Origin of the sequence: Bacteroides sp. 51 (genome assembly GCF_010500965.1) — a bacterium.
GTDB lineage: Bacteria > Bacteroidota > Bacteroidia > Bacteroidales > Bacteroidaceae > Bacteroides.
Map to the genome: position 1 here is coordinate 246,442 of NZ_QVMI01000001.1, position 22,410 is coordinate 268,851.

General features: G+C 44.6%; 15 protein-coding genes and 1 pseudogene. 8 read left to right on the top strand and 8 right to left on the bottom strand.

Annotated features, from left to right (window positions below; all coding sequences use genetic code 11):
* Positions 1 to 257 precede the first annotated feature (257 nt).
* Positions 258 to 1,310, bottom strand: coding sequence for a tRNA 2-thiouridine(34) synthase MnmA (gene mnmA, locus D0T87_RS00845; RefSeq protein ID WP_163171884.1), 1,053 nt, complete (start codon positions 1,308 to 1,310; stop codon positions 258 to 260).
* 50 nt (positions 1,311 to 1,360) lie between these two features.
* Here mnmA and D0T87_RS24440 point away from each other — a divergent pair.
* The 3 genes and pseudogenes from D0T87_RS24440 to D0T87_RS00860 all read left to right on the top strand — a co-directional run bounded on the left by D0T87_RS24440 (position 1,361) and on the right by D0T87_RS00860 (position 6,611).
* Positions 1,361 to 4,410 (top strand): annotated as a pseudogene (locus D0T87_RS24440) (DEAD/DEAH box helicase).
* 318 nt (positions 4,411 to 4,728) lie between these two features.
* Positions 4,729 to 6,204: a cysteine--tRNA ligase gene (gene cysS / locus D0T87_RS00855; protein WP_163171886.1), complete on the top strand. Its 1,476-nt coding sequence runs from the start codon at positions 4,729 to 4,731 to the stop codon at positions 6,202 to 6,204.
* On the top strand, positions 6,201 to 6,611 hold the full coding sequence (locus D0T87_RS00860; protein WP_163172268.1) for a PaaI family thioesterase: 411 nt from the start codon (positions 6,201 to 6,203) through the stop codon (positions 6,609 to 6,611). The genes cysS and D0T87_RS00860 overlap by 4 nt, the downstream gene beginning before the upstream one ends.
* 120 nt (positions 6,612 to 6,731) lie before the next feature.
* On the opposite strand, the gene D0T87_RS00865 is transcribed toward D0T87_RS00860, so the two are convergent.
* Positions 6,732 to 8,693, bottom strand: a complete 1,962-nt coding sequence (locus tag D0T87_RS00865; protein ID WP_163171888.1) for an Ig-like domain-containing protein — start codon at positions 8,691 to 8,693, stop codon at positions 6,732 to 6,734.
* Positions 8,694 to 8,802: 109 nt separating this feature from the next.
* Entirely contained in the window at positions 8,803 to 9,450 is a 648-nt protein-coding gene (locus D0T87_RS00870) for a carbohydrate-binding family 9-like protein (protein ID WP_163172270.1), read from the bottom strand.
* 179 nt (positions 9,451 to 9,629) lie between these two features.
* Here D0T87_RS00870 and D0T87_RS00875 point away from each other — a divergent pair, with 179 nt between their 5' ends.
* On the top strand, positions 9,630 to 10,556 hold the full coding sequence (locus D0T87_RS00875) for a tRNA-dihydrouridine synthase family protein (protein WP_163171890.1): 927 nt from the start codon (positions 9,630 to 9,632) through the stop codon (positions 10,554 to 10,556).
* A 386-nt stretch (positions 10,557 to 10,942) separates the two neighbouring features.
* Here the strand turns inward: D0T87_RS00875 and D0T87_RS00880 are convergent, their stop codons facing one another.
* On the bottom strand, positions 10,943 to 11,500 hold the full coding sequence (locus tag D0T87_RS00880; protein ID WP_163171892.1) for a DUF4348 domain-containing protein: 558 nt from the start codon (positions 11,498 to 11,500) through the stop codon (positions 10,943 to 10,945).
* A gap of 151 nt (positions 11,501 to 11,651) precedes the next feature.
* On the bottom strand, positions 11,652 to 12,920 hold the full coding sequence (locus D0T87_RS00885; protein ID WP_163171894.1) for a DUF2851 family protein: 1,269 nt from the start codon (positions 12,918 to 12,920) through the stop codon (positions 11,652 to 11,654).
* A 95-nt stretch (positions 12,921 to 13,015) separates the two neighbouring features.
* On the opposite strand from D0T87_RS00885, the gene dapB reads away from it, so the two are divergent.
* From dapB to D0T87_RS00905, 4 genes are all read left to right on the top strand, one after another.
* Positions 13,016 to 13,741, top strand: a complete 726-nt coding sequence (gene dapB, locus D0T87_RS00890) for a 4-hydroxy-tetrahydrodipicolinate reductase (protein WP_163171896.1) — start codon at positions 13,016 to 13,018, stop codon at positions 13,739 to 13,741.
* Positions 13,742 to 13,757: 16 nt separating this feature from the next.
* The gene (gene lepB / locus D0T87_RS00895) at positions 13,758 to 15,254 is read left to right on the top strand and encodes a signal peptidase I (RefSeq protein WP_203558573.1); all 1,497 of its coding nucleotides are present in this window, start codon (positions 13,758 to 13,760) and stop codon (positions 15,252 to 15,254) included.
* A gap of 67 nt (positions 15,255 to 15,321) precedes the next feature.
* Entirely contained in the window at positions 15,322 to 16,269 is a 948-nt protein-coding gene (lepB, locus tag D0T87_RS00900) for a signal peptidase I (protein ID WP_203558574.1), read from the top strand.
* 69 nt (positions 16,270 to 16,338) lie between these two features.
* Complete coding sequence (locus D0T87_RS00905) at positions 16,339 to 17,001, top strand: WbqC family protein (RefSeq protein ID WP_163171900.1); 663 nt, start codon at positions 16,339 to 16,341, stop codon at positions 16,999 to 17,001.
* Positions 17,002 to 17,242: 241 nt separating this feature from the next.
* On the opposite strand, the gene D0T87_RS00910 is transcribed toward D0T87_RS00905, so the two are convergent.
* The 3 genes from D0T87_RS00910 to ruvB form a co-directional block, all read right to left on the bottom strand.
* Positions 17,243 to 19,369, bottom strand: a complete 2,127-nt coding sequence (locus D0T87_RS00910; RefSeq protein WP_239063406.1) for a S46 family peptidase — start codon at positions 19,367 to 19,369, stop codon at positions 17,243 to 17,245.
* Between the two features lie 73 nt (positions 19,370 to 19,442).
* The gene (locus D0T87_RS00915; protein ID WP_163171904.1) at positions 19,443 to 20,939 is read right to left on the bottom strand and encodes a lipopolysaccharide biosynthesis protein; all 1,497 of its coding nucleotides are present in this window, start codon (positions 20,937 to 20,939) and stop codon (positions 19,443 to 19,445) included.
* Between the two features lie 154 nt (positions 20,940 to 21,093).
* The gene (gene ruvB / locus D0T87_RS00920) at positions 21,094 to 22,122 is read right to left on the bottom strand and encodes a Holliday junction branch migration DNA helicase RuvB (protein WP_163171906.1); all 1,029 of its coding nucleotides are present in this window, start codon (positions 22,120 to 22,122) and stop codon (positions 21,094 to 21,096) included.
* Between the last annotated feature and the right edge of the window lie 288 nt (positions 22,123 to 22,410).

Here is a 22,410-nt window from a genome sequence, read left to right on the forward strand (position 1 = left end):
TCTTTTAATGATTACCACTATATGTTCAGTACTTTAAAACCACTATATGTTCTCAGTATGATCGGATACTGTTTTATCGTTCCGACAATGCAAACTTACAACCAATTTCAAAGAGAGATGGGACAAGAATCGTCACAGATTAGGGGGTAAACTGACTTCGGATAGTTTTCAGGTGGTTTTGACCTGTTTTCTGATAGATTTTGGGTGGTAAAAAAGCAAATTAAATATTTTCGGAGATCATCTCACAAAGATAACATTTAACAGATAATACCACCCCCCAGAACCAGTCCGTTTTTATAAAATGCCGCTGCCTGCCCGGGAGCAATGGCTGTGAGGGGTTCATATAAAGAAACGTGTAGAGTTCCATCGGGTAATTTAGTCACCATGCAACGGTTTTCCTGTTTCCGGTAGCGTATCTTAACGATAATATCGTCCTGGTTCAACAGTTGAGTTTCATCAATGATATTCCAGTTCTTGAGCACCATTTCGTTTTTCTCTAACGAACGAAGGGGAGCAAGGGTGACTTCATTCCGTATGGGGTCAATCTCCTTCACAAAAACCGGACGGTTGAGATGAATGCCCAGTCCGCGGCGCTGGCCGACGGTATAAAAAGGATAACCTTCATTCCAGGCTATAAATTTGCCGTCTTCGTCCGTAAAGCGTCCACGTTTCAGTAAACCGACATCTACATGGTTGCGCAAGAAGGTATGATAATCGAAAGGACAGAAACAAACGCCGATGCTATCTTTCTTTGTAGAAGCTTTTTGGAAGCCGCGTTCAGCGGCCAGTGCGCGGGCGTCGGTTTTGGTAATCGCACCCATAGGTAATACCATTCGTTGAAGGATGGGTTGCGAGAGTCCCCATAAAAAGAAGGATTGGTCTTTCTCCGGGTCTATGGCTTGCCGGATATAGTAAGACCCATTCGATAGCTCTTTGCGGACGTAATGTCCGGTAGATATATAATGAATGCCACGTTCATCGGCAAGCCGGGCGAGCAGAGGCCACTTCAGGTAGTTGTTGCATAAGACACAAGGCACAGGGGTACGGCCTGCCATATATTCATCTATAAAATAGTCTATAATATGTTGTTTGAAGACTTCACGGGCATCGTATGTAATATGTTCAATGCCCAAACGGGAGGCTAACTCGCGGGCATCTTCCAGATATTCCGTAGAGCCGTTCACTTCATAAAAACGGAAGGTGACTCCAACTACTTCATAACCAGAATCCTGGAGCAACATGGCAGCGACAGAACTATCGGTTCCGCCACTCATGCCTAAAAGTATACGCTTCTTTTCCGTGCAACTCATAGCGCAAATTTACATAAATTCTCGTACCTTTGCTCCTTAAAGCCTAAATTATGAAAAGAGCTAAAGCAGCAGTTAAGGTTATTATTACACTCACACAACACCCTTCATTGGGTCCGTTGTTCATTCCATATACCGTAGAGGATATGCCCGACGGAACCATACAAATTATGGAGCCCGGAGGACATTTACCTCCTTCTACCCTCGCCAAACTAACAGATGTTGAGCGCCAGGCCATAGATATTGCATCTAAATATTCCGAAAGAAACCTGATGAAGGTTTTCTCCAAAGAGACTGTTATCCCGGTATTTCTTAAGAAGCTGACAGAAGAACATTTCAAGAAGGTAGTCCGCCCGTATATAGACAAGAAGCTGGTGGAAATGCTCGAGCTGATACGCACCGGGGAACTTCCTTTTTATCAGAATGAGAAGGGAAACAAGATTTTGTATGCCCACAGTATGATAGATGTTTCTCCCGATTATACGGATGTACAGTTCGACTTTGAGTCCGATAATAAGAGCTTTCATTATTCACTGCAATGCTCGCGGGGTGGCAAGCTTATTTCTTTATTAGAGAAGAAGCCGGTTGTTGTACTTACGGCATCGCCTGCAACCATGTTGTTGGGAAATGAATTGCATATATTCCAGGATATCAGTTCTATGCGTATCTTACCTTTTACGAATAAGACGAAGGTTAGTGTCAATGCATCGGAAACGGATAAGTATCTGGAAAAGATTGTGCTTCCGGTTCTGCGCCATCATAATGTCACCTTTTCCGGACTGAGGATCGTTGAAGAGAAAAGGACTTGTGAACCGATACTTTCCGTAGAGGAGAATGTATACGACACCACGGTGTTAAAACTGACGTTCCATTATGAAGACGAGGCATTCTATCCGGGATCAAAGAAGGCGGATAAGTCGGCGAAGATGCACCAGGACGAAGATGGAAGGGCTTCCATTCGTTATTTCCACAGGGATACGGATAAGGAAAGTCTTCTTGTGGGGTTACTTAAAAACGCACACTTGACACTGGTGGGTGATAGTCATTTTAAACTCCGCGAAGATGCTCCCGAAAAGGATATGGTAGACTGGATCGCAGTCAACCGGGCGATGCTGATCGAACACTTCCGGCTACTCAGTAGTAACAATGATGCCGACTACTGTCTGGATGAAATCCATATGGAGCAGGAAGTCACCGAAGAGCGTGACTGGTTTGAGCTACATATGACAGTCGCAATTGGAGAATTCCGCATCCCGTTTATCCGGTTCCGCAAAAATATACTTGCCGGAAAGAGAGAGTATATCTTACCCGACGGAAGGGTGACGCTACTACCCGAGGAGTGGTTCAGTAAGTACACCAATCTACTGGAACATAGTGAAGAGAATAAAACGGGTGACGAGAATCTGCGCATCAAACACACCTTCGTTGGTTTGGTTGAGTCTGCTTTAAGCAACGACCCCGAAAAAAAAAAATAAACTACCAAGCTAAAGCGTACATAGAGCCTCCTCAGAAGTTGAAGGCCAAGCTCCGTAACTATCAGGAGGAGGGTTTCAACTGGATGGTTCACCTAAGCAAACATGGCTTTGGAGGCTGCCTGGCCGACGACATGGGGCTAGGTAAAACACTCCAAACCCTAACATTACTCCAATACATCTACGGCAGCGAGCCGCTGCACCCAGGTTTCCATGCGGACAGCGAGCCGCCATTACTTGGCACCGGCGCCTCGCCGGACCCTTTGGAGGGGGCAGGAGGAGAAGATATGATACAACCTCATGGTCAACTATCTCTTTTCGATGAACTTACGGAAGCGAATACGCTCCCTATTCAGGCAAAGTCGTCCGGTAGCAGCACACCGGAGACGCCTCGCAAGCCGGCATCACTTATTGTTATGCCTACCTCACTGCTTCACAACTGGCGGAAGGAAACGAGCCGGTTCACTACACTGACGGTTTACGAGTTTACCGGACATGGATTATCGGGCAAAGCCAACTTCAAACCGATATTCGATCGTTATAATTTAATATTGACTAGCTATGGCCTGATGAGGAAGCATATAGCCACACTAGCTCAATACCACTTTGAATATATCGTATTGGACGAAAGCCAGCATATCAAAAACAGTGATTCGCAGACGTTTAAGTCGGCCACCATGCTTCGCAGTAACCATAAACTGATATTAACGGGCACGCCGATAGAGAACTCACTAAAAGATCTTTGGTCGCAGTTCCATTTTGTACAGCCCGAGCTATTGGGAGCAGAAAACGTATTCCAAAAGCTATTCGGTATCCCCATTAAGCAAGGCAACGAACGTATAGAAGCGAAGCTGCAACTCCTGATTTCTCCTTTCATTCTGAGGCGGTGTAAAGAAGAAGTTGCCCCCGAACTTCCTCCGCTGACCGAGGAAATCATCTTCTGTGAAATGGCAGAGTTACAGAAGGAAGCGTATGAAAAAGAAAAGAACAGTCTTCGCAACGTATTGCTTCAACTAAAAACAAGTAACGAAAAGGCATCGAATTTTACTGTACTCAATGGAATCAACCATTTGCGGCAACTGGCATGCCATCCGCGAATGGTCGACAAGGATTTTCCAGGTACGTCCGGTAAGCTTCAGGAGGTGATTTCCACCTTCGAAACGCTACGAAGTGAAGGCCACAAAGTACTGATCTTCTCTTCATTCGTAAAACACCTGGAACTAATAGCCGAAGTCTTTGAAGAACACAACTGGCCATATGCCTTGCTAACCGGAAGGTCTACCAAGCGGGAGGAGGAGATAAAACGCTTCACCGATACGGAAAAGATACAGGCTTTTCTTATCTCACTTAAAGCGGGAGGTGTGGGGTTGAACCTGACACAAGCGGACTATGTGTTTATCATTGACCCGTGGTGGAATCCGGCAGCCGAGCTACAGGCCATTAGTCGCGCCCACCGCATCGGGCAGAATAAACAGGTGTTTGCTTATCGTTTTATTACGGAAGGGAGCATCGAGGAAAAGATTATTCAGTTGCAGAATGAGAAGAAAGAGCTCTTCGAAACGTTTATTACGGAGAATAATCCGCTGAAGAGTTTGAATGACAGGGAGTGGGCAGGGTTGCTGGAAGGGTGAGTCATCAGGTTTCCAATCTTCTTCATTACGTTTTCTTATCAGAAAAACATCATAAGTTACACGTACTTCTGAAACGCCGATGGATAAGTGATTTGGGAAATCGCATATGGCATAAAAAGTCACATGCTAATGTCATAAGTATCATTTCAAACAAGATAGTTCACCATTGCTTTAAGATAAAAGCACAAAACACCGGAAGAAACACTCAAGATACTATGAGCCAATCAACTTTCCGGTAAGGAAAAACCCTATTACAGATAATTTATGTAATTTTGCAACATTATGAACTAAGTCCCGGCGTCTTGGCCGCAAAACATTATGGAACATCAACTGACTATTTACAACACGTTAAGCAGAAAGAAAGAATTATTTGTGCCCTTGCACGCTCCACATGTTGGAATGTACGTATGTGGGCCTACTGTATATGGCGATGCGCATTTAGGACATGCACGCCCGGCTATAACTTTCGATATCCTCTTCCGCTATCTCACCCACTTGGGATACAAGGTGCGTTATGTACGCAACATTACCGATGTGGGTCATCTGGAACACGATGCCGATGAAGGAGAAGATAAGATCGCCAAGAAAGCGCGTCTGGAAGAGCTCGAACCGATGGAAGTTGTTCAGTACTACCTGAACCGCTACCGCCATGCTATGGAAGCATTGAATGTGTTGCCTCCAAGCATTGAACCGCACGCATCGGGCCACATCATCGAACAAATCAATCTGGTAAAAGAAATCCTTGACCACGGCTATGCATACGAAAGCGAAGGTTCCGTTTACTTCGATGTTCCCAAATATAACAAGGAGTACCGCTACGGAAAACTTTCCGGACGCAATATAGACGATCTGCTGAGCACCACCCGCGAACTGGATGGTCAAACAGAGAAACATAACCCTGCCGACTTCGCTTTATGGAAGAAAGCACAGCCCGAACATATCATGCGTTGGCCTTCTCCCTGGGGAGACGGTTTCCCGGGCTGGCATTGCGAATGTACTGCTATGGGACGCAAATATCTGGGCGAACATTTCGACATTCATGGTGGTGGCATGGACCTCATCTTCCCACATCACGAATGTGAGATCGCCCAATCTGTAGCATCGCAAGGCGATGATATGGTGCATTATTGGATGCACAACAATATGATTACCGTGAATGGTACCAAGATGGGAAAATCATTGGGCAACTTCATTACGTTAGATGAATTCTTCACCGGTTCGCATAAGTTGCTTACGCAGGCGTATACGGCCATGACCATTCGTTTCTTTATTCTACAAGCACACTACCGCAGCACAGTAGACTTTAGCAACGAAGCACTGCAAGCCTCAGAAAAAGGACTGCAACGCCTTCTGGAAGCTGTGGCCAATCTGGATAAGATAACGCCTTCGTCAGCATCCGATGTAGACGTGAAAGGCTTAAAAGCAAAATGCTATGAAGCCATCAACGATGATATGAATACACCAATCGTTATTTCGCACTTGTTTGATGGCGCGAAGATGATCAACAATATCATTGCAGGGAATAATACCATTTCTGCCGAAGACCTGAAAGAACTAAAAGATACATTCCACCTCTTTATGTTCGATATCCTCGGATTGAAAGAAGAAAAAGGTTCATCGGATGGTCGCGAGGCTGCTTATGGCAAAGTGGTAGATATGCTGCTGGAAGAACGCGTCAAAGCCAAAGCCAACAAAGATTGGGCAACCTCGGATAAAATCCGTAATGAGCTGACTGCTCTTGGCTTCGATATCAAAGATACCAAAGACGGTTTTGAATGGAAATTAAACAAGTGACACCACAGGAGTTTTTTAAGATGGATCGCTTCGCAACCGAAGCGGGCATTGAGCTAATAGAAATAAAAAAAGGGTATGGAAAGGCCCAACTCATCATTGGGCCTCAACATTTAAATGCTGGTAATACCACGCAAGGCGGAGCCATATTCACACTGGCCGATCTTGCCCTTGCTGCGGCCGCCAATTCGCACGGAACATTAGCATTATCGTTAACTTCCAATATCACTTTCCTACGTGGTAGTGGTCCTGGCGATACGCTCACAGCAGAAGCCCGCGAGCGGTATACAGGCAGACGGACAGGGCATTATCAGGTAGATGTAACGAACCAACATGGCGACTTGATTGCAACATTCGAGGCCAGCGTCTTTCGAAAAGATAATGAACTGCCTTTTACGATTGAGGATTAGTTTTTTTTATCATTCTTCTTATTCGTTCCTGCACAAGTCTCGCTCACAGCCCCTTTTCGTCAATATAATGCGTTAAAACCATCCATGCCTTCCGGGTTGCAGATAAGGAGTTTGCCTCCTTTATCTTAAGCCCATATTCTGATTATAGTTCTGGTTATTCTGGCTCCTGTTTTGATTCCGGTTTCGTTCCGCATTCCGGTTTTGTTCACGTTTCTTTTTATCCTCATCCGGTTTCTGTTTCTTCATTTCATCCAGTTTTTGTTTATCCAGAGGTCTTGAAGTTACATTCCAGTCTTGTTCAAGTTGCCAGAGAGCCTTTAAATCAACAATTTGGGGATAATAATATACCATTTCGGGTTGTAATCCTTCTTCATAATTACCGGTATCCCAGACACCGTTTCCATTGGTATCGTTTATCAGGCGGGCACTGTACTTACCGGGAGCAAGGAAATGGAAATCTGCTTTGCCATCAACAACGGGAACTGTACGTATGACTTTATCCTGGGGGTCTAGCAATTCTACAAAAGCAATAGAATCTTGTCCGCTGAGATTGAAGTAGATCTCTCCGTAATCATCTAAAGAGCGGACTTTGAACTTTTGTTCCATTTTGTCGGTATGCAAACCGTATAGTCCATAGAATGTTGCAGAGTCGGCCCTAAACGAATATTCGGCCGATGGTTCCCAGTTGGCATAGAGGTTGAACTTCCTGAATTCCAACGAGTCTTGTTCAAAATCAAAAGGAACATCCTGCCACAAAGTGTCGACCTTCATTTGCAGGTGGATTGAATCGGGTTCATACTCCATCATGGGTTCGTCGAACACCATACTGATATAACCGTAAACGTCCATAGACGAAGGTATTTGTGGAGCCACCTTCAGGAATTGGGTTGGTTCCGGTTCGTCTTCTTTACCTTTTTTCTTCTTCTTTTCGTCTTCACGCTCGCGGTTCGCACCTCCCCTGGCCTTTCTTACAGATAGCTTGAGTGTATCTGTTCGTGGAACAAGTTGTTTTAACGTGTCTGTATATAGATATTCCAAACTTAGTTTAAGTGTATCTTGCTGGTAAAGTAAAGAATCTCTCACCCAATAATGAATGGTGTCATTACCACGCGATTTTTCAATTACAAAAGCATCTTGCTCATCGAAGTTCAAGCCTTTAAGGGTGGGAAGGGTATCGGCTTTTTCGGCAAAGTAAAGGGAAATCTTTTGTGCCGTCAAACGCTCACCCCTGATGAGGTATTGCGAATAGTTGGTTTCTTTAAAAGAACGGAGCATCAGATCATCGGGTAAGTAATGGGTGTATGAACGCTCAATGATGGTATCGACAGTCAATGAGTCTTTCCACGTGGTATCCTGACGAATACGCTCTTCGAAACGGGGGATGATTAATGAATCGTAAAAAGCAATGGCTTCGCTTTTCTGTGTGAAAGCATAGTTCTGGTCGGCATCCATCAATGCGAATACGCGATAGGTGCCAGGGGCAATACCGCGGATGTTAAAACGTCCACGGGCATCGGTACGGGATACGCGTTCAAGGGGTAGCTTGGTAAATGCGGAATCTTCGAGATTGGAATGCAATCCTACGAGCATGCCTTTCACCGGTTCGAGATTGGAAGCCTCGAGCAGGACACCTGCCACGCACATGGTATCGATGCGGTCGCCTGTAGAAAAAGTAAATGTAAAGTCGCCCAGCGGATTGCCTTCGTTATTATCAACGATGGCGTCGGAGAAATCGACTGTGTAAGTTACATCGAGCTTTAGGGTATCCAGCAGGTTAATGGCGATTCTTTTTCCATTTGTCTTGATCTCAGGTTGCATGACCTGAGGGGGAGAGATAACCACTTTTTCGTTGGGCTTTTCTAATTTGATGTATTCATCAAACTCGAGCACAATACGCGTTCGGGTAATATTCAGACCACCTGCCTGGGGGGTACTACCAATAAAACGGGGAGGTGTTTCATCATACGCTCCACCATCGGGACGGCCAATACTGGCACAAGAATATAACACGCCGATTACAATGGCTGCACCCAGCAAGCCCTTGAAATATTGCTTTACTATATTATTTCTCCATTTTAACATGGTGCAAAAATAAGCGTTATTTGGAAGATAACGCTATAATTTACATTTATTTAGATGGTGAATCCTGTAGGGGCGGTTCGTGAACCGCCCACAGCAAAGCTAAAACTGCTTATTCGAACAGTAACGTTCCGAAATATTCCGGTAGATGGAAGTTCGGCTTCTTTGCCGTAATAGGGTTCCAGGAAAGGAAATGCGGGGTAGCAAGTTCATCACCACACTTATAGAAGTTTGCCCGGATAGTTTTTCCTTGCAACGAGGAGATATCATGTTTATAAAAAGCAGTAAATGGAATAACCAATGCCACTTCCCACTCGTCTACGTCTGTACGTTCTTCGAATGGGGTACGTCCGAGGCTAGCCCAGCGGTCAATCTGGTTCATTACCGAAGGAGTGGCACGGTCACGATCGCCGGGTTTGCCGCCACCCTGTAAAATGGTGCCCACACAATTGCATTCAAAATTATAATAAACCTCATCGCCAGCGGGACTGATAAAGAATTCCACACACGAATCTGTGTAAACCGGATCATCGTCTTTTCCATAATGTCCGCGCACACTTTTTTCTTTCACTTTATAATGCACAAGAATGGCATTATCCGTATAGGCTATACGGAAAGAAACTTCGGGGCGATAAGGATAGGTATCCCAATTCACAACATCAATGACCTGGAATGTTACATTCTCTTTGTCCATTAACACAGGTACAGTACTGGCTTCTACAGTGCCGGCACTGATTTTTTTTACTTTTAATTCTTTCATTTGAGTTGGATTTTCACCGGCCAGGGAAGATATACTGCCGCAGAAAAGGGCAAGGATAAACAAGCCGGTTTTAGTTAAGTTATTCATAAATGGGGGTATCAAGGTTATATGTGCAAAATTAAGAGTTTATTTGAAACAAACGGTATCATTCTCAATAAAATCATATCTTTGTTCTCCTTATGATTCCAATCCATTTCGCCCCATTACAGGGATATACCGAAGCGCCTTACCGCAACTTCCACGCCAGTTCATTTGGTGGGGTGGATGCGTATTATACTCCATTTGTGCGCATCGAAAAGGGTGAGTTCCGCCGGAAGGAGTTGCGTGATATTGATCCCGGCAATAATACCGTGCCCCGGCTCATCCCACAATTGATAGCCTCAACGCCGGATGAAATGAAAAGAATCGCCGGTTTGTTCATTGAACAGGGGTATCGGGAGGTAGATATCAACATGGGTTGCCCCTTCCCTCTTATAGCCCATAGGCATAAGGGATCGGGCATTTTACCTTATCCGGACGAGGTAAAGATGGTATTAGAAACGATGCATCAATACCCCGGCATCCGGTTTTCGATCAAAATGCGGTTGGGTTGGGAGTCTAAGGAAGAGAGCATGAGGTTGCTCCCACTTTTAAATGATCTTCCACTCTCGCACATCACCCTTCATCCAAGAATAGGCAAGCAGCAATATAAGGGTTCTGTCGACATGGACGGCTTTACCGCCTTTTATGAACAATGCAAGCATCCTGTTATTTATAATGGCGATATAGAAACGCTCGAAGACCTACGGCGTATTACTTCATTTTATCCCAATCTATCGGGAGTAATGGTTGGTAGAGGCTTGCTTGCCAACCCCGCACTGGCGCTCGAGTTTAAAGAAGAACGGGTAATTTCTCTCGAAGAGAAAAGAAGAAGAATACAGGAACTGCACGAAGGGGTGTTCAACTACTATAAGAAACAAATAGAAGGAGGTGATGCCCAATTGCTCAATAAAATGAAAACATTTTGGGAATATCTTTGGCCGGATGCAGATAAGAAATTGAAGAAAAGCATACAGAAAAGTTCCCGGTTGAGTGCGTATGAGCAAAGCGTACAGGAACTATGGTAAGAAACCACTATAAACTTCTCAAGCAACCGGATCGACCTTGCATACACCCGGGTGTACGAGGCCAAAAGACCCGGGTGTATGGGTATAAAAGACCCGGGTGTAATCATACGAAACACCCGGGTCTTTTGGAGTTCTTTGGACTTTCACGTTACCTTCCTCCCAGTATTATTCCAATAATCTGAAGGTGGTTGACTGCTCCCGGAATGGAGCACCGTGTGACTTGTGACGCTAGCATGTGACTTCTGCTCATCGGCTACACAAAATATCCGCCTAACAGTCAGCGACTTAATACATGCGTGTGAGTTATGATGCTTTTTTCATCGAAAAACCATATGAACGGGGTTTATAAACCGAAAACACCCAGACATATACAGTAACACCAATCCTTAAGGATACTCTTCCCTGAAAGCCTTATTCTCTTCCTGTACCTGTGCAACTGTATCCTGAAACTCTTCAACCGGCAGGTCAAAGCTGTACCAGGCATTATAACAATCGGTTACATACCATTTACCATCAATCAATTTAAATATAATTCGCAGGTCCAGTTCCGATTCCTCATAACCAGCCTCGTATTCCTTATGGTTAGCCTCATCGAGTACATAGTGAGCAATGTAAACCGCACCCTCTTCCTGAACTACCCGTTCTACCCTAAAACTTTCGGCATTGAGTAGTGGCCATCTTTCTTTGGTAAACGGGAATGTTTTCTCATTGCCATTGTCTGTTACCAAAGTTATCGGGGTTTCCAATGGAAACTTAACGCGCGAATACTGAAAAGCTGCACTTGTGGTAAACTTATTCAGGAATGTTTCAAAATCTTCACCGGCAGATTGTTCCGTCACTTCCGTATTATCGTTACCCAGATACGTTTTTCCAAAAGAGAATATAGATACTCCCGCCAGCAGGGCGAAAAACAGAAAAGAAAGCAACGAATTCTTAGCTTTCATAATAGTGCCATATTAATTGTTAATGAACAAGGTTATATCGATGCAAACTTACGAAATTAATTGAGAATGGAGAATTACCTGTGGATTTATGTTTTTAACTACTAAACTTTTATCTGCTGCACAGCAATTCTCCATTCTCCACTCTCCATTCTCAATTCTTATAACGAAGATATTCGAACCCAAAACGGCAATACAAACACTTCTTAAGGTCACAATAAGCCGTCTGGAGTTGTATCAACGCCTGAGAATCGGCCGCTGTTTTCACCGGCAGCCCTGCCCCATCCCACATACGGGTAATGCGATTGTTTTCGGCTGCGATCTCTTCCAGAAAAGCAGATGCACGCATACATAAACGTTCATCCGATTTATGCAACCCATAAGCATAAAGAAACGGAACAATGGTATTGATCACAATCAAATCCAACGCACCCTTACCCAACGCTTTTACCCTTGAAGGAGAAGTTTTGGCAAAATTAAAATGAGTATTCCAATACTCCGAGGTGCCAATCGAGAGAATACCCTGTACCTCCTTCAACGTTTCCGCTTCCATAATACACGAAAACAACCCCTGCTTTTGATGATAAAGCAAGGCCAATTGTGCTAACCGTACATGAGGAAAGTTTCCCGGGCGTAACCGTAAAAATCGCCATAAAGTTGGCTCCATCTGCCGCAATTCAAACTTCTGCCGCAGGTAATGATATTCTTTTTGTAGTTCCAGATAGTAAGAATCGGCCAAATCCTCTTCCAGCAAACCCGCCTGGCCGAAGAACATGGCCTCAATCTGTTTCTGGCTATCACGGTGTTTATCAACAGCTCGCAACGACAACAGATTTCCCCACGTTTCAAAGGCATCACCATTCAGCCCAAATCCAAAATTTCGTGAAAGAGTGATAAAAAACACATCCTCCCAGTGATTATTACATCTCTCCAAGCGACTAACAATCAGATTTGTTTTCTGTTCCAGCCTTTCTGTTTGCAAGGCGGTGAACCAGGAATGAATCTTCAAGGTAGACAATGAAGCGAGCAATGAGTAACAACGCGGACGCATATCCGCCTGACTCAGTTCTTCGTATCGCGTGCGTACCGTTTCGGGACAACCGAACTGTACCTGATGGATAGGTTCGCCGTCCGTGCGATAAACTTCACTGTCTATCTGTTCGGCAAGATGGAGGATAACGGAATCGTAGGCTTTATCTTTATGATGACCATGACGATTCCAATCGGACGACCGGACATGTATTTCAACATTGCCAACCCAAAGTGTACCGTCAATTTTGACTTTGGCATTGAAGAAATCAGGACCGGCATTAGAGTTAGATAACCCGGGATCAATCACCTCAATAGGTAAGCCAGTGGTGGTTTTCATCCCTGCAAGTGGATATATTTTATGCTTCCACGTATAATGTAGCAGTCGTTCCATTTGTTTGTGTCAGTTAAGTGGGTATTAATGTGAGGCAAAAGTAACAACTTCACAGGCAAAATCCCTATCTTTGCGTCAATTTAATTACATAAAATATGAAAATAGCATTAATTGGTTACGGCAAAATGGGCAAAGAAATAGAAAAGCTTGCTCTCGGCCGCGGACATGAAATTGTTTGTATTATCGACATCCATAATCAGGAAGATTTTGAATCGGAAGCTTTCCGTTCGGCAGATGTAGCGATTGAATTTACAAATCCGATGGTAGCATACGGTAACTATATAAAAACATTCAACGCAGGTGTTAAACTGGTATCAGGAAGCACCGGATGGATGGAAGAACATGGCGATGAAATCAAGGAAATGTGTACCAAAGGCGGAAAGACGCTTTTCTGGGCATCCAACTTCAGTCTGGGAGTGGTTATCTTCTCTGCTTTGAACAAATATCTGGCAAAGGTGATGAACCAATTTCCGGAATATGACGTTACGATGAGCGAAACGCATCATATACACAAGTTGGATGCGCCGAGCGGTACGGCTATCACACTGGCCGAAGGGATACTGGAAAACTTGGGACGGAAAGACAAATGGGTAAAAGATGAAGCACATGATGCTAAAGAATTACCTATCGAATCTGTTCGCGAAGGTGAAGTAGTGGGCTTGCATACCATCCGGTACGAATCGGCTGCCGATACCATCTCCATCACACACGACGCCAAAAACCGCGATGGATTTGTGTTGGGAGCACTGCTGGCTGCTGAATTCACCGCTAAAAACGAAGGATATCTGGGAATGAGCGATCTGTTCCCGTTTTTACAATAATAAAAGATAGAGCAATATGGATGATATAAAGAAAGTAACAAAGCGGAGTTGGATCAAGATGGGCATCGTAATGGCCCTCTACCTGCTCTTCCTATTATGGGTAAAAAGCTGGCTGGGGTTGATCGTAATTCCATTCATCTTCGACGCTTACATTACTAAAAAGATAGCTTGGACATTCTGGAAGAAATCTAAGAATCCAACGGTTAGAAGTGTAATGAGTTGGGTAGATGCAATTGTCTTTGCATTGATCGCTGTTTATTTCGTGAATATATACCTGTTCCAAAACTACCAGATTCCATCGTCTTCTTTGGAGAAATCATTGTTGGTAGGCGACTTTCTTTATGTAAGCAAGGTGAGTTACGGTCCGCGTGTACCTAATACTCCGCTGTCCATGCCGTTGGCTCAGCATACGCTGCCGGTTGTAAATACCAAATCTTATATTGAGTACCCACAGTGGTCCTATAAAAGAGTAAAAGGGCTTGGCGAGGTGAAACTCAACGATATTGTAGTATTCAACTTTCCGGCTGGCGACACCGTTGCACTGAATAATCAACAAATGGATTTCTACTTGTTGGCGATGAGAGAAGGCAAGAGATTATACCCCAATAAGGTAAATATGGATAGTTTATCGCGCGAACAACAAGATATTATTCTGGATTTGTATTACAACGCCGGAAGGAAGTTGATCCTTTCCAATCCTAAAGTATACGGCAAGGTAATCACCCGCCCTGTCGACCGCAGAGAGAACTACGTAAAACGTTGTGTCGGCTTGCCGGGAGATTCTCTGAAGATTATAAACGGACAGGTGTATGTAAACAACACTGCAACTGAGAATCCGGAGGGACTTCAATTCAATTACCTGGTTCAAACCAACGGAAGTTATATCCCGGAAGACTTCTTCCGCGAATTGGGCATTAGCCTTGACGACCAGAATATGCTTACCGAAAAAGGCGGATGGGGCCCTTATCTGCTTGAAAACGGATTGAACGCAAGAAATGAAAGAGGAGAACTAAACCCTGTTTATCATTTGCCTTTAACCCAAAAGATGTATGAAACGCTTTCCGGCAACAAGGCTCTGACCAGCAAGATCGTTATGGAACCGGAAGAGCAAACCACCGGAGAAATATATCCGATAAACATGCATACCGGATGGAACAGAAATAACTATGGCCCAATCTGGATTCCATCCAAAGGTTCAACCATTACGCTGACCAAAGATAATCTTCCGATATACGAACGCTGCATCCGTGCATACGAAGAAAATACGCTGGAAGAAAAAGAGGATGGTATTTACATCAATGGTCAAAAGACGGATACGTACACCTTCAAAATGGATTATTACTGGATGATGGGCGATAACCGCCACAATTCATTAGACTCACGTTACTGGGGGTTTGTTCCGGAAGACCATGTAGTAGGTAAACCCATCATGGTATGGCTCTCATTGGATAAAGACCGCGGATGGTTCAGCGGCAAAATACGCTGGAACCGCCTATTCAAATGGGTGCGGTGAGGCACCGCAGCCAGGTTTCTATGCAGTATGTTTTAACCAAGTATAAAGCTAAAGTAACATACATTTGATGAAAGGAAAGAAATGGATAATCGTACTTGCCGGAGCAGTAGTCACCGTACTACTGCTCCGCGGTTTTGTATTTACATCCTATATCATTCCGTCATCGGGTATGGAAAACTCACTTTACCAGGGCGACCGTATTATCGTCAATAAATGGAGTTATGGTTTACGTCTGCCCTGCATGTCGCTCCTATCCTATCACAGATGGAACAGTCGTCCGGTGAAATCGGGCGATATTGTGGTATTTAATAATCCCGTATCCTTATCCCAGCCTGTCATTGACCGCCGGCAGACATTCATCAGCCGATGTATAGCCACTCCGGGAGAAGAGATCATTCTTGATTCATTATATAACCCAACAGCATCTATAGAAAAAGCCGGACCGGACCGTAAGCAGCTCTATTCGTATCCCAAAGAAAAAGGACGAACGATGGATTCGTTACTTCAGGTACTTGCCTTGACCGGAAATGAACTGATGGGCAAGAATGAACATGAATATGTGCGCAGTTTCAGTCGCTATGAAATGTACTTGCTGGAACAAGCCATAACAAACATCAGTTGGATACTGCCTCTACAAAGTATCTCAGAGGAGAATCTAAAAACAATAACGATTCCCGCTCAGGGGAAAACAGTGAAAATACATCCATGGAGTGCAATGTTATACTGCAACACACTGGTATTGCATGAAGACATCAGAGCGGAAGTCAAAAACGATAGTTTGTATATCAACGGGAAGCCTGTCACAGAATACACTTTCACTAAGGATTACTACTGGATGGCATCCAACAACTCTATAAACCTTGCAGATTCCCGCTTATTCGGACTGGTTCCGCACGATCACATCATCGGCAGGGCTACCTTTGTTTGGTTCTCAAAAGAACCGCACACAGGCTTATTTGACGGTTATCGCTGGAATCGCTTCTTCAGGCGGCAAGGTGCCGCAGCCGGGTTCTAGGCGATGAAGCGCTACTGCTATATAGGCCATGAGGTACTACTGCTATATCAATCTTAATCATTCAACTACATGACAACTCAAAACTTAAAACTCAAAACTCAAAACTCAATATACCTCAGTTCAGCCTATCTGGCCCCGATAGAGTATTACAGCAAATTGCTGGCTTATGATACGGCTTATATCGAACAGCATGATCATTACACAAAACAGACCTATCGGAACCGTTGCAATATTGTAGGGCCGGGAGGTATCTTACCACTTTCCATACCCACCGTAAAACCCGAATCACTGAAATGCCCAATGAAGGATATCCAAATCTCAGATCATGGCAACTGGCGGCATTTACATTGGAACGCAATAGAATCGGCATATAACAATACGCCTTTCTTTGAATATTATAAGGATGATTTTGCTCCTTTCTATGAGAAGAAATACGCATTCCTGTTCGATTTCAACGAGGAATTACGGCAACTTATCTGTGAATTAATAGATATAACGCCAACCGTAAAATATACGCAGGAATATAAAACGGTATTCAACGCCAATGAATCTGATTTCAGGGAAATCATTCACCCAAAGAAGGATTTCAAAACGGAAGATCCGGAATTCATACCTGTACCCTATTACCAGGTTTTTGAAGCACGGCATGGTTTCATTCCCAATTTGAGTATTATTGACTTGTTATTCAATATGGGACCGGAAAGTTTACTGGTATTAAAGGGAACTCAATAGTCAATAAAACTCTCGTCATTGCGAGTCGCCACTATATTAAAATATAGAACTATTTGTAATGACAATATCCACCCCCTGCCCCCGCCAGCGGGGGATACGATGCCGCAGGTATCCCCCGCTGGCGGGGGCAGGGGGTGGATATTGTCATTGGTAACGTAGTGAAGCAATCCAGCCTATATATTTTTACTGGATTGCTTCACTACGTTCGCAATAACGCCACCCAACGGTTTTGAAATCTCATTTACCGCAAATTCAATTCCTTAATCAAGTGATCCGCCTTGCCCAACTTCTCCATTACAAAAAGCATATAGCGTACATCTACACCAATGCAGCGTTGCAAATCGGGTTCATAGATAAAGTCGCTTCCCATGGCTTCCCAGTTTCCATCGAAGGCTAGTCCTAATAGTTCACCGTTGGCATTGAACATGGCGCTTCCGGAGTTTCCGCCCGTAATGTCATTGTTTGAGATAAAACAAACACTCATATCGCCATCTGTATTAGCATACTTACCATAATCTCGGGATGAAAGAAAATCAAGAACTTCGGGTTCGAGCGTAAAGTCGCGGTCGCCGGCATGTGCTTTTGCTTTTTCAATGATACCGCGGGTAGTGGTATAATAATCATATTCGGCTCCATCAAAGGGGGTATATCCGCGTACGGTTCCGAAGCTCAGCCGCATGGTTGAATTGGCATCCGGATAGAAGTTCCGGTTGGCATACATCCGGCGGATAGCAGCGTTGAATAGCCGTTCATCACGCTCAATATTAGTCGATGGTTCCTGGATAACCTGGTGTATATCGAACATTTTCACTAACAGATCAATGGAAAGGGATATAGCAGGGTCTTCAAAGATATTATATGTAGAATCTTGTTCGAAAAAGAGCTTCAAACCTAGAGGTGTGGTTATTTTGGTTTGGGCATATAAAGAGTCGATAAATGCATGATCGCTTCCATTATACTCGTCGGTAATTGTGGCGTAGAAATCGGGATAATACAGTGAATCGACCTGCGAGCGGTATTCCTTGATCATAGCTGTAAATACCTCTTTGTCTAAAGCCAGATCGAGGTTTGCATATTTGTCGAGTAGCTTCTTCATGCGCGACATAACCATCTTTTCTTCTGCTTCATAGTCGAAGTTCAGGATTTCCAGTGCAAGTTGCACCAGTTCCGGACCGTTCATAAATGACTCGCCGAAATAGGCCATTGCCCTGCCTGCTTCACGACGGGCTTTATAGTTCAGTTCCAGAGAAGAGAAGAGATGCAGAAGATTTTCACGTTCGGCTGGGGTATCCTGAATCCAACGGAATAGGGTTGCTTCCATTTCGCGCCTTCTTTCCAGAATCTTTTGCTGGCGGATGACTTTATTGGTTCCGGTACTGTTTTTCCAATAATTGGAGCTTTCATCGTATTTTGAAGCATATTTTATGCGGATGGCATCGCTGCGCTCCATTTCGCGTTTCCAGATGGCCTGCTTTACTCCACGGACATCAATCATGGACTGGTTCATTCCATTCATCATTTCTTCGATTCCAAACGATGAAAGGTAACGTTCGGTGGTGCCGGGATAACCCAGGGTCATAGAGAAAGTTCCTTCTTTATAGCCGGCCAGAGAAATGGGAACCACATAAGGGGGATGATAGGGCACGTTTTCGGGCGAATAATCGGCAGGTTTGTTATCTTTCCCGGCGTAGATGCGGAAAACGCTGAAGTCACCTGTATGACGGGGCCAAACCCAGTTGTCGGTATCCCAGCCAAACTTTCCGATGGAGGAAGGTGGAGCAAACACAAGGCGGACGTCTGTATAATCACGATAAACGGAAAGCCAGAATTCATTGCCGCCGTAGTAGGGATCGACAACGGCTACGAGTGTAGTGTCTTTTGCATAAATTTCATCCTGAATGGCGTACATGATGGAGTCGGTAATGGCCTGTCTGTCCTGTTCGGTCATGCCGGGGGTAATGGCTTTCAGTACACGGGGAGTTACATTCTCGGTACGTAGCAAGAAGCGAACAAACAGTTCGGGGTTGGGCAGTTCTTCCTCATGGGTACGGGCTACAAAGCCATCTTGAAGGTAGTCGTTTTGTAGGGTACTGTGTTGTTGGATAGCGCTGAATCCGCAGTGATGGTTCGTAAAAACCAGTCCGTCGTTGGAGACAACCACACCGGAGCAGAAGCCGCCGAAGCTGACGACAGCATCGGTCAGTGATGTTTTCTTGGGGTTATAGATTTTATCGGCGGGGAATTTCAGTCCCAGTTCTTTCATCGTCTGACGGGATTGTTTGTTCAGGTTTCCCAGCATCCACATGCCTTCGTCGGCAAAGGCAGATAGACTGATGAAAAGGGCGATAATTGTACTAAGTCTTCTCATGGTAAGTAATCTCATATTATAACTAATTATAATTCTGCATAGAACTTCGCAGCGGCACGTTGCCGCTTGCCGCTTATGGCTTCTTAATAAAACGGTTTAGAACCGGAATTTGATTTAAAGGAAGATCCTTTTTTATGGTATAGGCTATAAATATAAACAGTAATAGGGTACGGAACAATAAACGCAGGATAATGTTTGAAGGTACAACGAGCAAAGATATGCCATAAAGGGCAGCGGCCAGAAGGACATATAACCCAATGCCTTTCAGGTCGTAGTTGATTGGGTATTTCTTTTGTCCCAACAGATATGAAAGTACGGTGATAACGGCGTATCCCACAAATCCGGCCCAGGCGCAAGCCCAATAGCCGTAGATAGGCACAAAAAGAACGTTCAATGCAATGATAATGACACAACCGATCAAGGAGAAATAGGCTCCCCATCGGGTTTCGTCAATGAGCTTATACCAAAAGGAGAGATTGAAATAGATGCCCATGAAAAGTTCGGCGGTCATTACCACCGGAACCACATCGAGTCCTTCCCAATAGTCGGATGCAATGATGTATCGCAGGATGTCCAGATAGAACATTACGGCGAGAAAAGCCAGCAAAGCAAAGATGATAAAGAACTTCATCACCCGTGCATACATCGCCCGTTGGTCGCCATCTTTGTTTTTGCTAAAGACGAAGGGTTCGTAAGCATAGCGGAAGGCTTGGGTGAACATGACCATTACCATGGCTACCTTGGAGGTTGCTCCGTAAATGCCCAGTTGAACGCGTGCTTCGTTTTCATCGGGATACAGGAAGGGAAACAGGATTTTATCTACTGTTTGATTTAATACACCGGCTACTCCCAGAATAATGAGCGGAGAGGAGTAGCGGAAGATGCGTTTCATCAGTTCGCGGTCATACTTATAAGGGAATCCGCGTAGTTCGGGAATGAAGAATACGGTCTGGAAGAGTGTGGTAATGAGGTTGGCCACAAACACATAGCCTACCCCATAGGACGGATCGTAGAACCATGAGATGGTTTCGGGATAGTGTGTATGCAACCACGGACAGAGCAAAAGGAAGAACAGGTTGAGCGATATGCCGAATATGATCGAGAATAATTTAATCGCAGCAAACTTTATAGGGCGTTTCTTATGCCGAAGGTAAGCAAAAGGTATGCTCTGAAAAGCATCCATCGCTACCACTATAGCCATCATACCGAGAAATTCGGGATGATCTCCATAACCAAACCACGATGAAATCGGGTCTAAAAAGACAAGAGACAGGAAAACAAAAAGCAAAGAGGTGCTCCCAACCGAGATCAGAATGGATGAATAGACGGTATTTTCGTTTTCTTCTTTCTTATTGGCGAAACGGAAAAAGCCTGTCTCCATACCGTAGATCAGCAATACTTGTAGCAAAGCGACCACGGCATAGATATTGGTTACTACTCCGTAGCCACCCGACTGGGCGCTGAAAGATGCGGTGTAAAGGGGAACAAGCAGATAGTTCAGGAATTTACCCAAAATACTACTCATTCCGTAAATGGCGGTGTCCTTTGCCAATGATTTCAAGTTGGACATCTTTATTTAATTAAGTTCTATAAATAATCATGCAGATGATATGGCACTCTGTCATCATACTGTAGGGGCGGTTCGCGAACCGCCCAATGCACAGAATATACAGAAAACCATTTTCGGGCGGTTCGCGAACCGCCCCTACAGTTAATCACTGCCGCTAGTCGAATAATGTATTCTGTCGGCCGCTGTATAGGCTGCGACCTAAATGTTTATACGCCAGTTCGGTTACTTCACGACCACGGGGAGTGCGTTTCAGGAAACCTTCTTTGATAAGGAAAGGCTCGTAAACTTCCTCGATGGTTCCGGCATCTTCGCCCAGGGCGGTAGCGATGGTGGTCAGCCCGACGGGTCCTCCGCTAAACTTATCAATGATGGTGCAAAGTATTTTATTGTCGATTTCATCGAGGCCATAACGGTCGATATTCAACGCTTCCAACGCATAAGTTGCAATCTCCGTATCAATAGAACCGGAACCTTTTACCTGAGCAAAGTCGCGGACGCGGCGGAGCAGAGCATTCGCAATACGAGGCGTACCCCGGCTTCGCGAAGCAATCTCATTAGCGGCCTGATACGAACACGGAACATTCAGGATTCCGGCCGACCGCTTGATAATACCACTCAACACATCGTCATCGTAATACTCCAGGTGCATATTTATTCCGAAACGGGCACGCAAAGGAGCGGTAAGCAAACCGCTACGGGTGGTGGCGCCGACGAGGGTAAATGGATTCAGTTCGATCTGTATGCTACGGGCCGAAGGACCTTTATCGATCATAATATCGATCCGGTAATCTTCCATGGCCGAGTACAAATACTCTTCTACCACGGGCGAAAGACGGTGAATCTCATCAATGAAAAGCACATCGTTAGGTTCGAGACTGGTAAGCACACCGGCCAGATCGCCGGGCTTGTCCAACACCGGACCGGAAGTCACCTTAAACCCTACCCCCAATTCATTGGCGATGATATTGGACAACGTCGTTTTACCCAACCCCGGAGGCCCGTGCAACAGTACATGATCCAATGCTTCGCCACGCAAACTGGCAGCTTTCACAAAAATACGCAGATTCTCCACCACCTTGTCCTGGCCGTTAAAGTCGCCAAAAGCCAGTGGACGCAAAGCGTTTTCGTACTCACGTTCTTTGTTCGAAAGCTTGTAATCGCGTATATCAAAATCCTCTTCCATAGGTACATCTGCTAATAACTCACAAAGGTATAAAAGATTGGAGAGATAATAACCGATTTTACAAAAAACAACAAATGAAAGGAGGTTTGGCAAAGAACAACAACACATTCAAGAGGTTTTTTCGATTGAAAAGTATCATAAGTATCACCATGCATATTAACCGACTGGCATACAGCACGATACAAATAGTGATACTTCCCCGGAAGTATCATCCAAGTATCACAAGTATCATCGATTCAACTTAAAGGGAGATATGGACAAAGACTCTTGCTGTTTTTTCGAAAAGCT

Bases quoted from the DNA above. Each gene is read 5' to 3' on its own strand.
- mnmA (WP_163171884.1), bottom strand. From the start codon at position 1,310: ATGAGTTGCACGGAAAAGAAGCGTATACTTTTAGGCATGAGTGGCGGA.
- cysS (WP_163171886.1), top strand. From the start codon at position 4,729: ATGGAACATCAACTGACTATTTACAACACGTTAAGCAGAAAGAAAGAA.
- D0T87_RS00865 (WP_163171888.1), bottom strand. From the start codon at position 8,693: ATGTTAAAATGGAGAAATAATATAGTAAAGCAATATTTCAAGGGCTTG.
- D0T87_RS00870 (WP_163172270.1), bottom strand. From the start codon at position 9,450: ATGAAAGAATTAAAAGTAAAAAAAATCAGTGCCGGCACTGTAGAAGCC.
- D0T87_RS00875 (WP_163171890.1), top strand. From the start codon at position 9,630: ATGATTCCAATCCATTTCGCCCCATTACAGGGATATACCGAAGCGCCT.
- D0T87_RS00880 (WP_163171892.1), bottom strand. From the start codon at position 11,500: ATGAAAGCTAAGAATTCGTTGCTTTCTTTTCTGTTTTTCGCCCTGCTG.
- D0T87_RS00885 (WP_163171894.1), bottom strand. From the start codon at position 12,920: ATGGAACGACTGCTACATTATACGTGGAAGCATAAAATATATCCACTT.
- dapB (WP_163171896.1), top strand. From the start codon at position 13,016: ATGAAAATAGCATTAATTGGTTACGGCAAAATGGGCAAAGAAATAGAA.
- lepB (WP_203558573.1), top strand. From the start codon at position 13,758: ATGGATGATATAAAGAAAGTAACAAAGCGGAGTTGGATCAAGATGGGC.
- lepB (WP_203558574.1), top strand. From the start codon at position 15,322: ATGAAAGGAAAGAAATGGATAATCGTACTTGCCGGAGCAGTAGTCACC.
- D0T87_RS00905 (WP_163171900.1), top strand. From the start codon at position 16,339: ATGACAACTCAAAACTTAAAACTCAAAACTCAAAACTCAATATACCTC.
- D0T87_RS00910 (WP_239063406.1), bottom strand. From the start codon at position 19,369: ATGAGAAGACTTAGTACAATTATCGCCCTTTTCATCAGTCTATCTGCC.
- D0T87_RS00915 (WP_163171904.1), bottom strand. From the start codon at position 20,939: ATGTCCAACTTGAAATCATTGGCAAAGGACACCGCCATTTACGGAATG.
- ruvB (WP_163171906.1), bottom strand. From the start codon at position 22,122: ATGGAAGAGGATTTTGATATACGCGATTACAAGCTTTCGAACAAAGAA.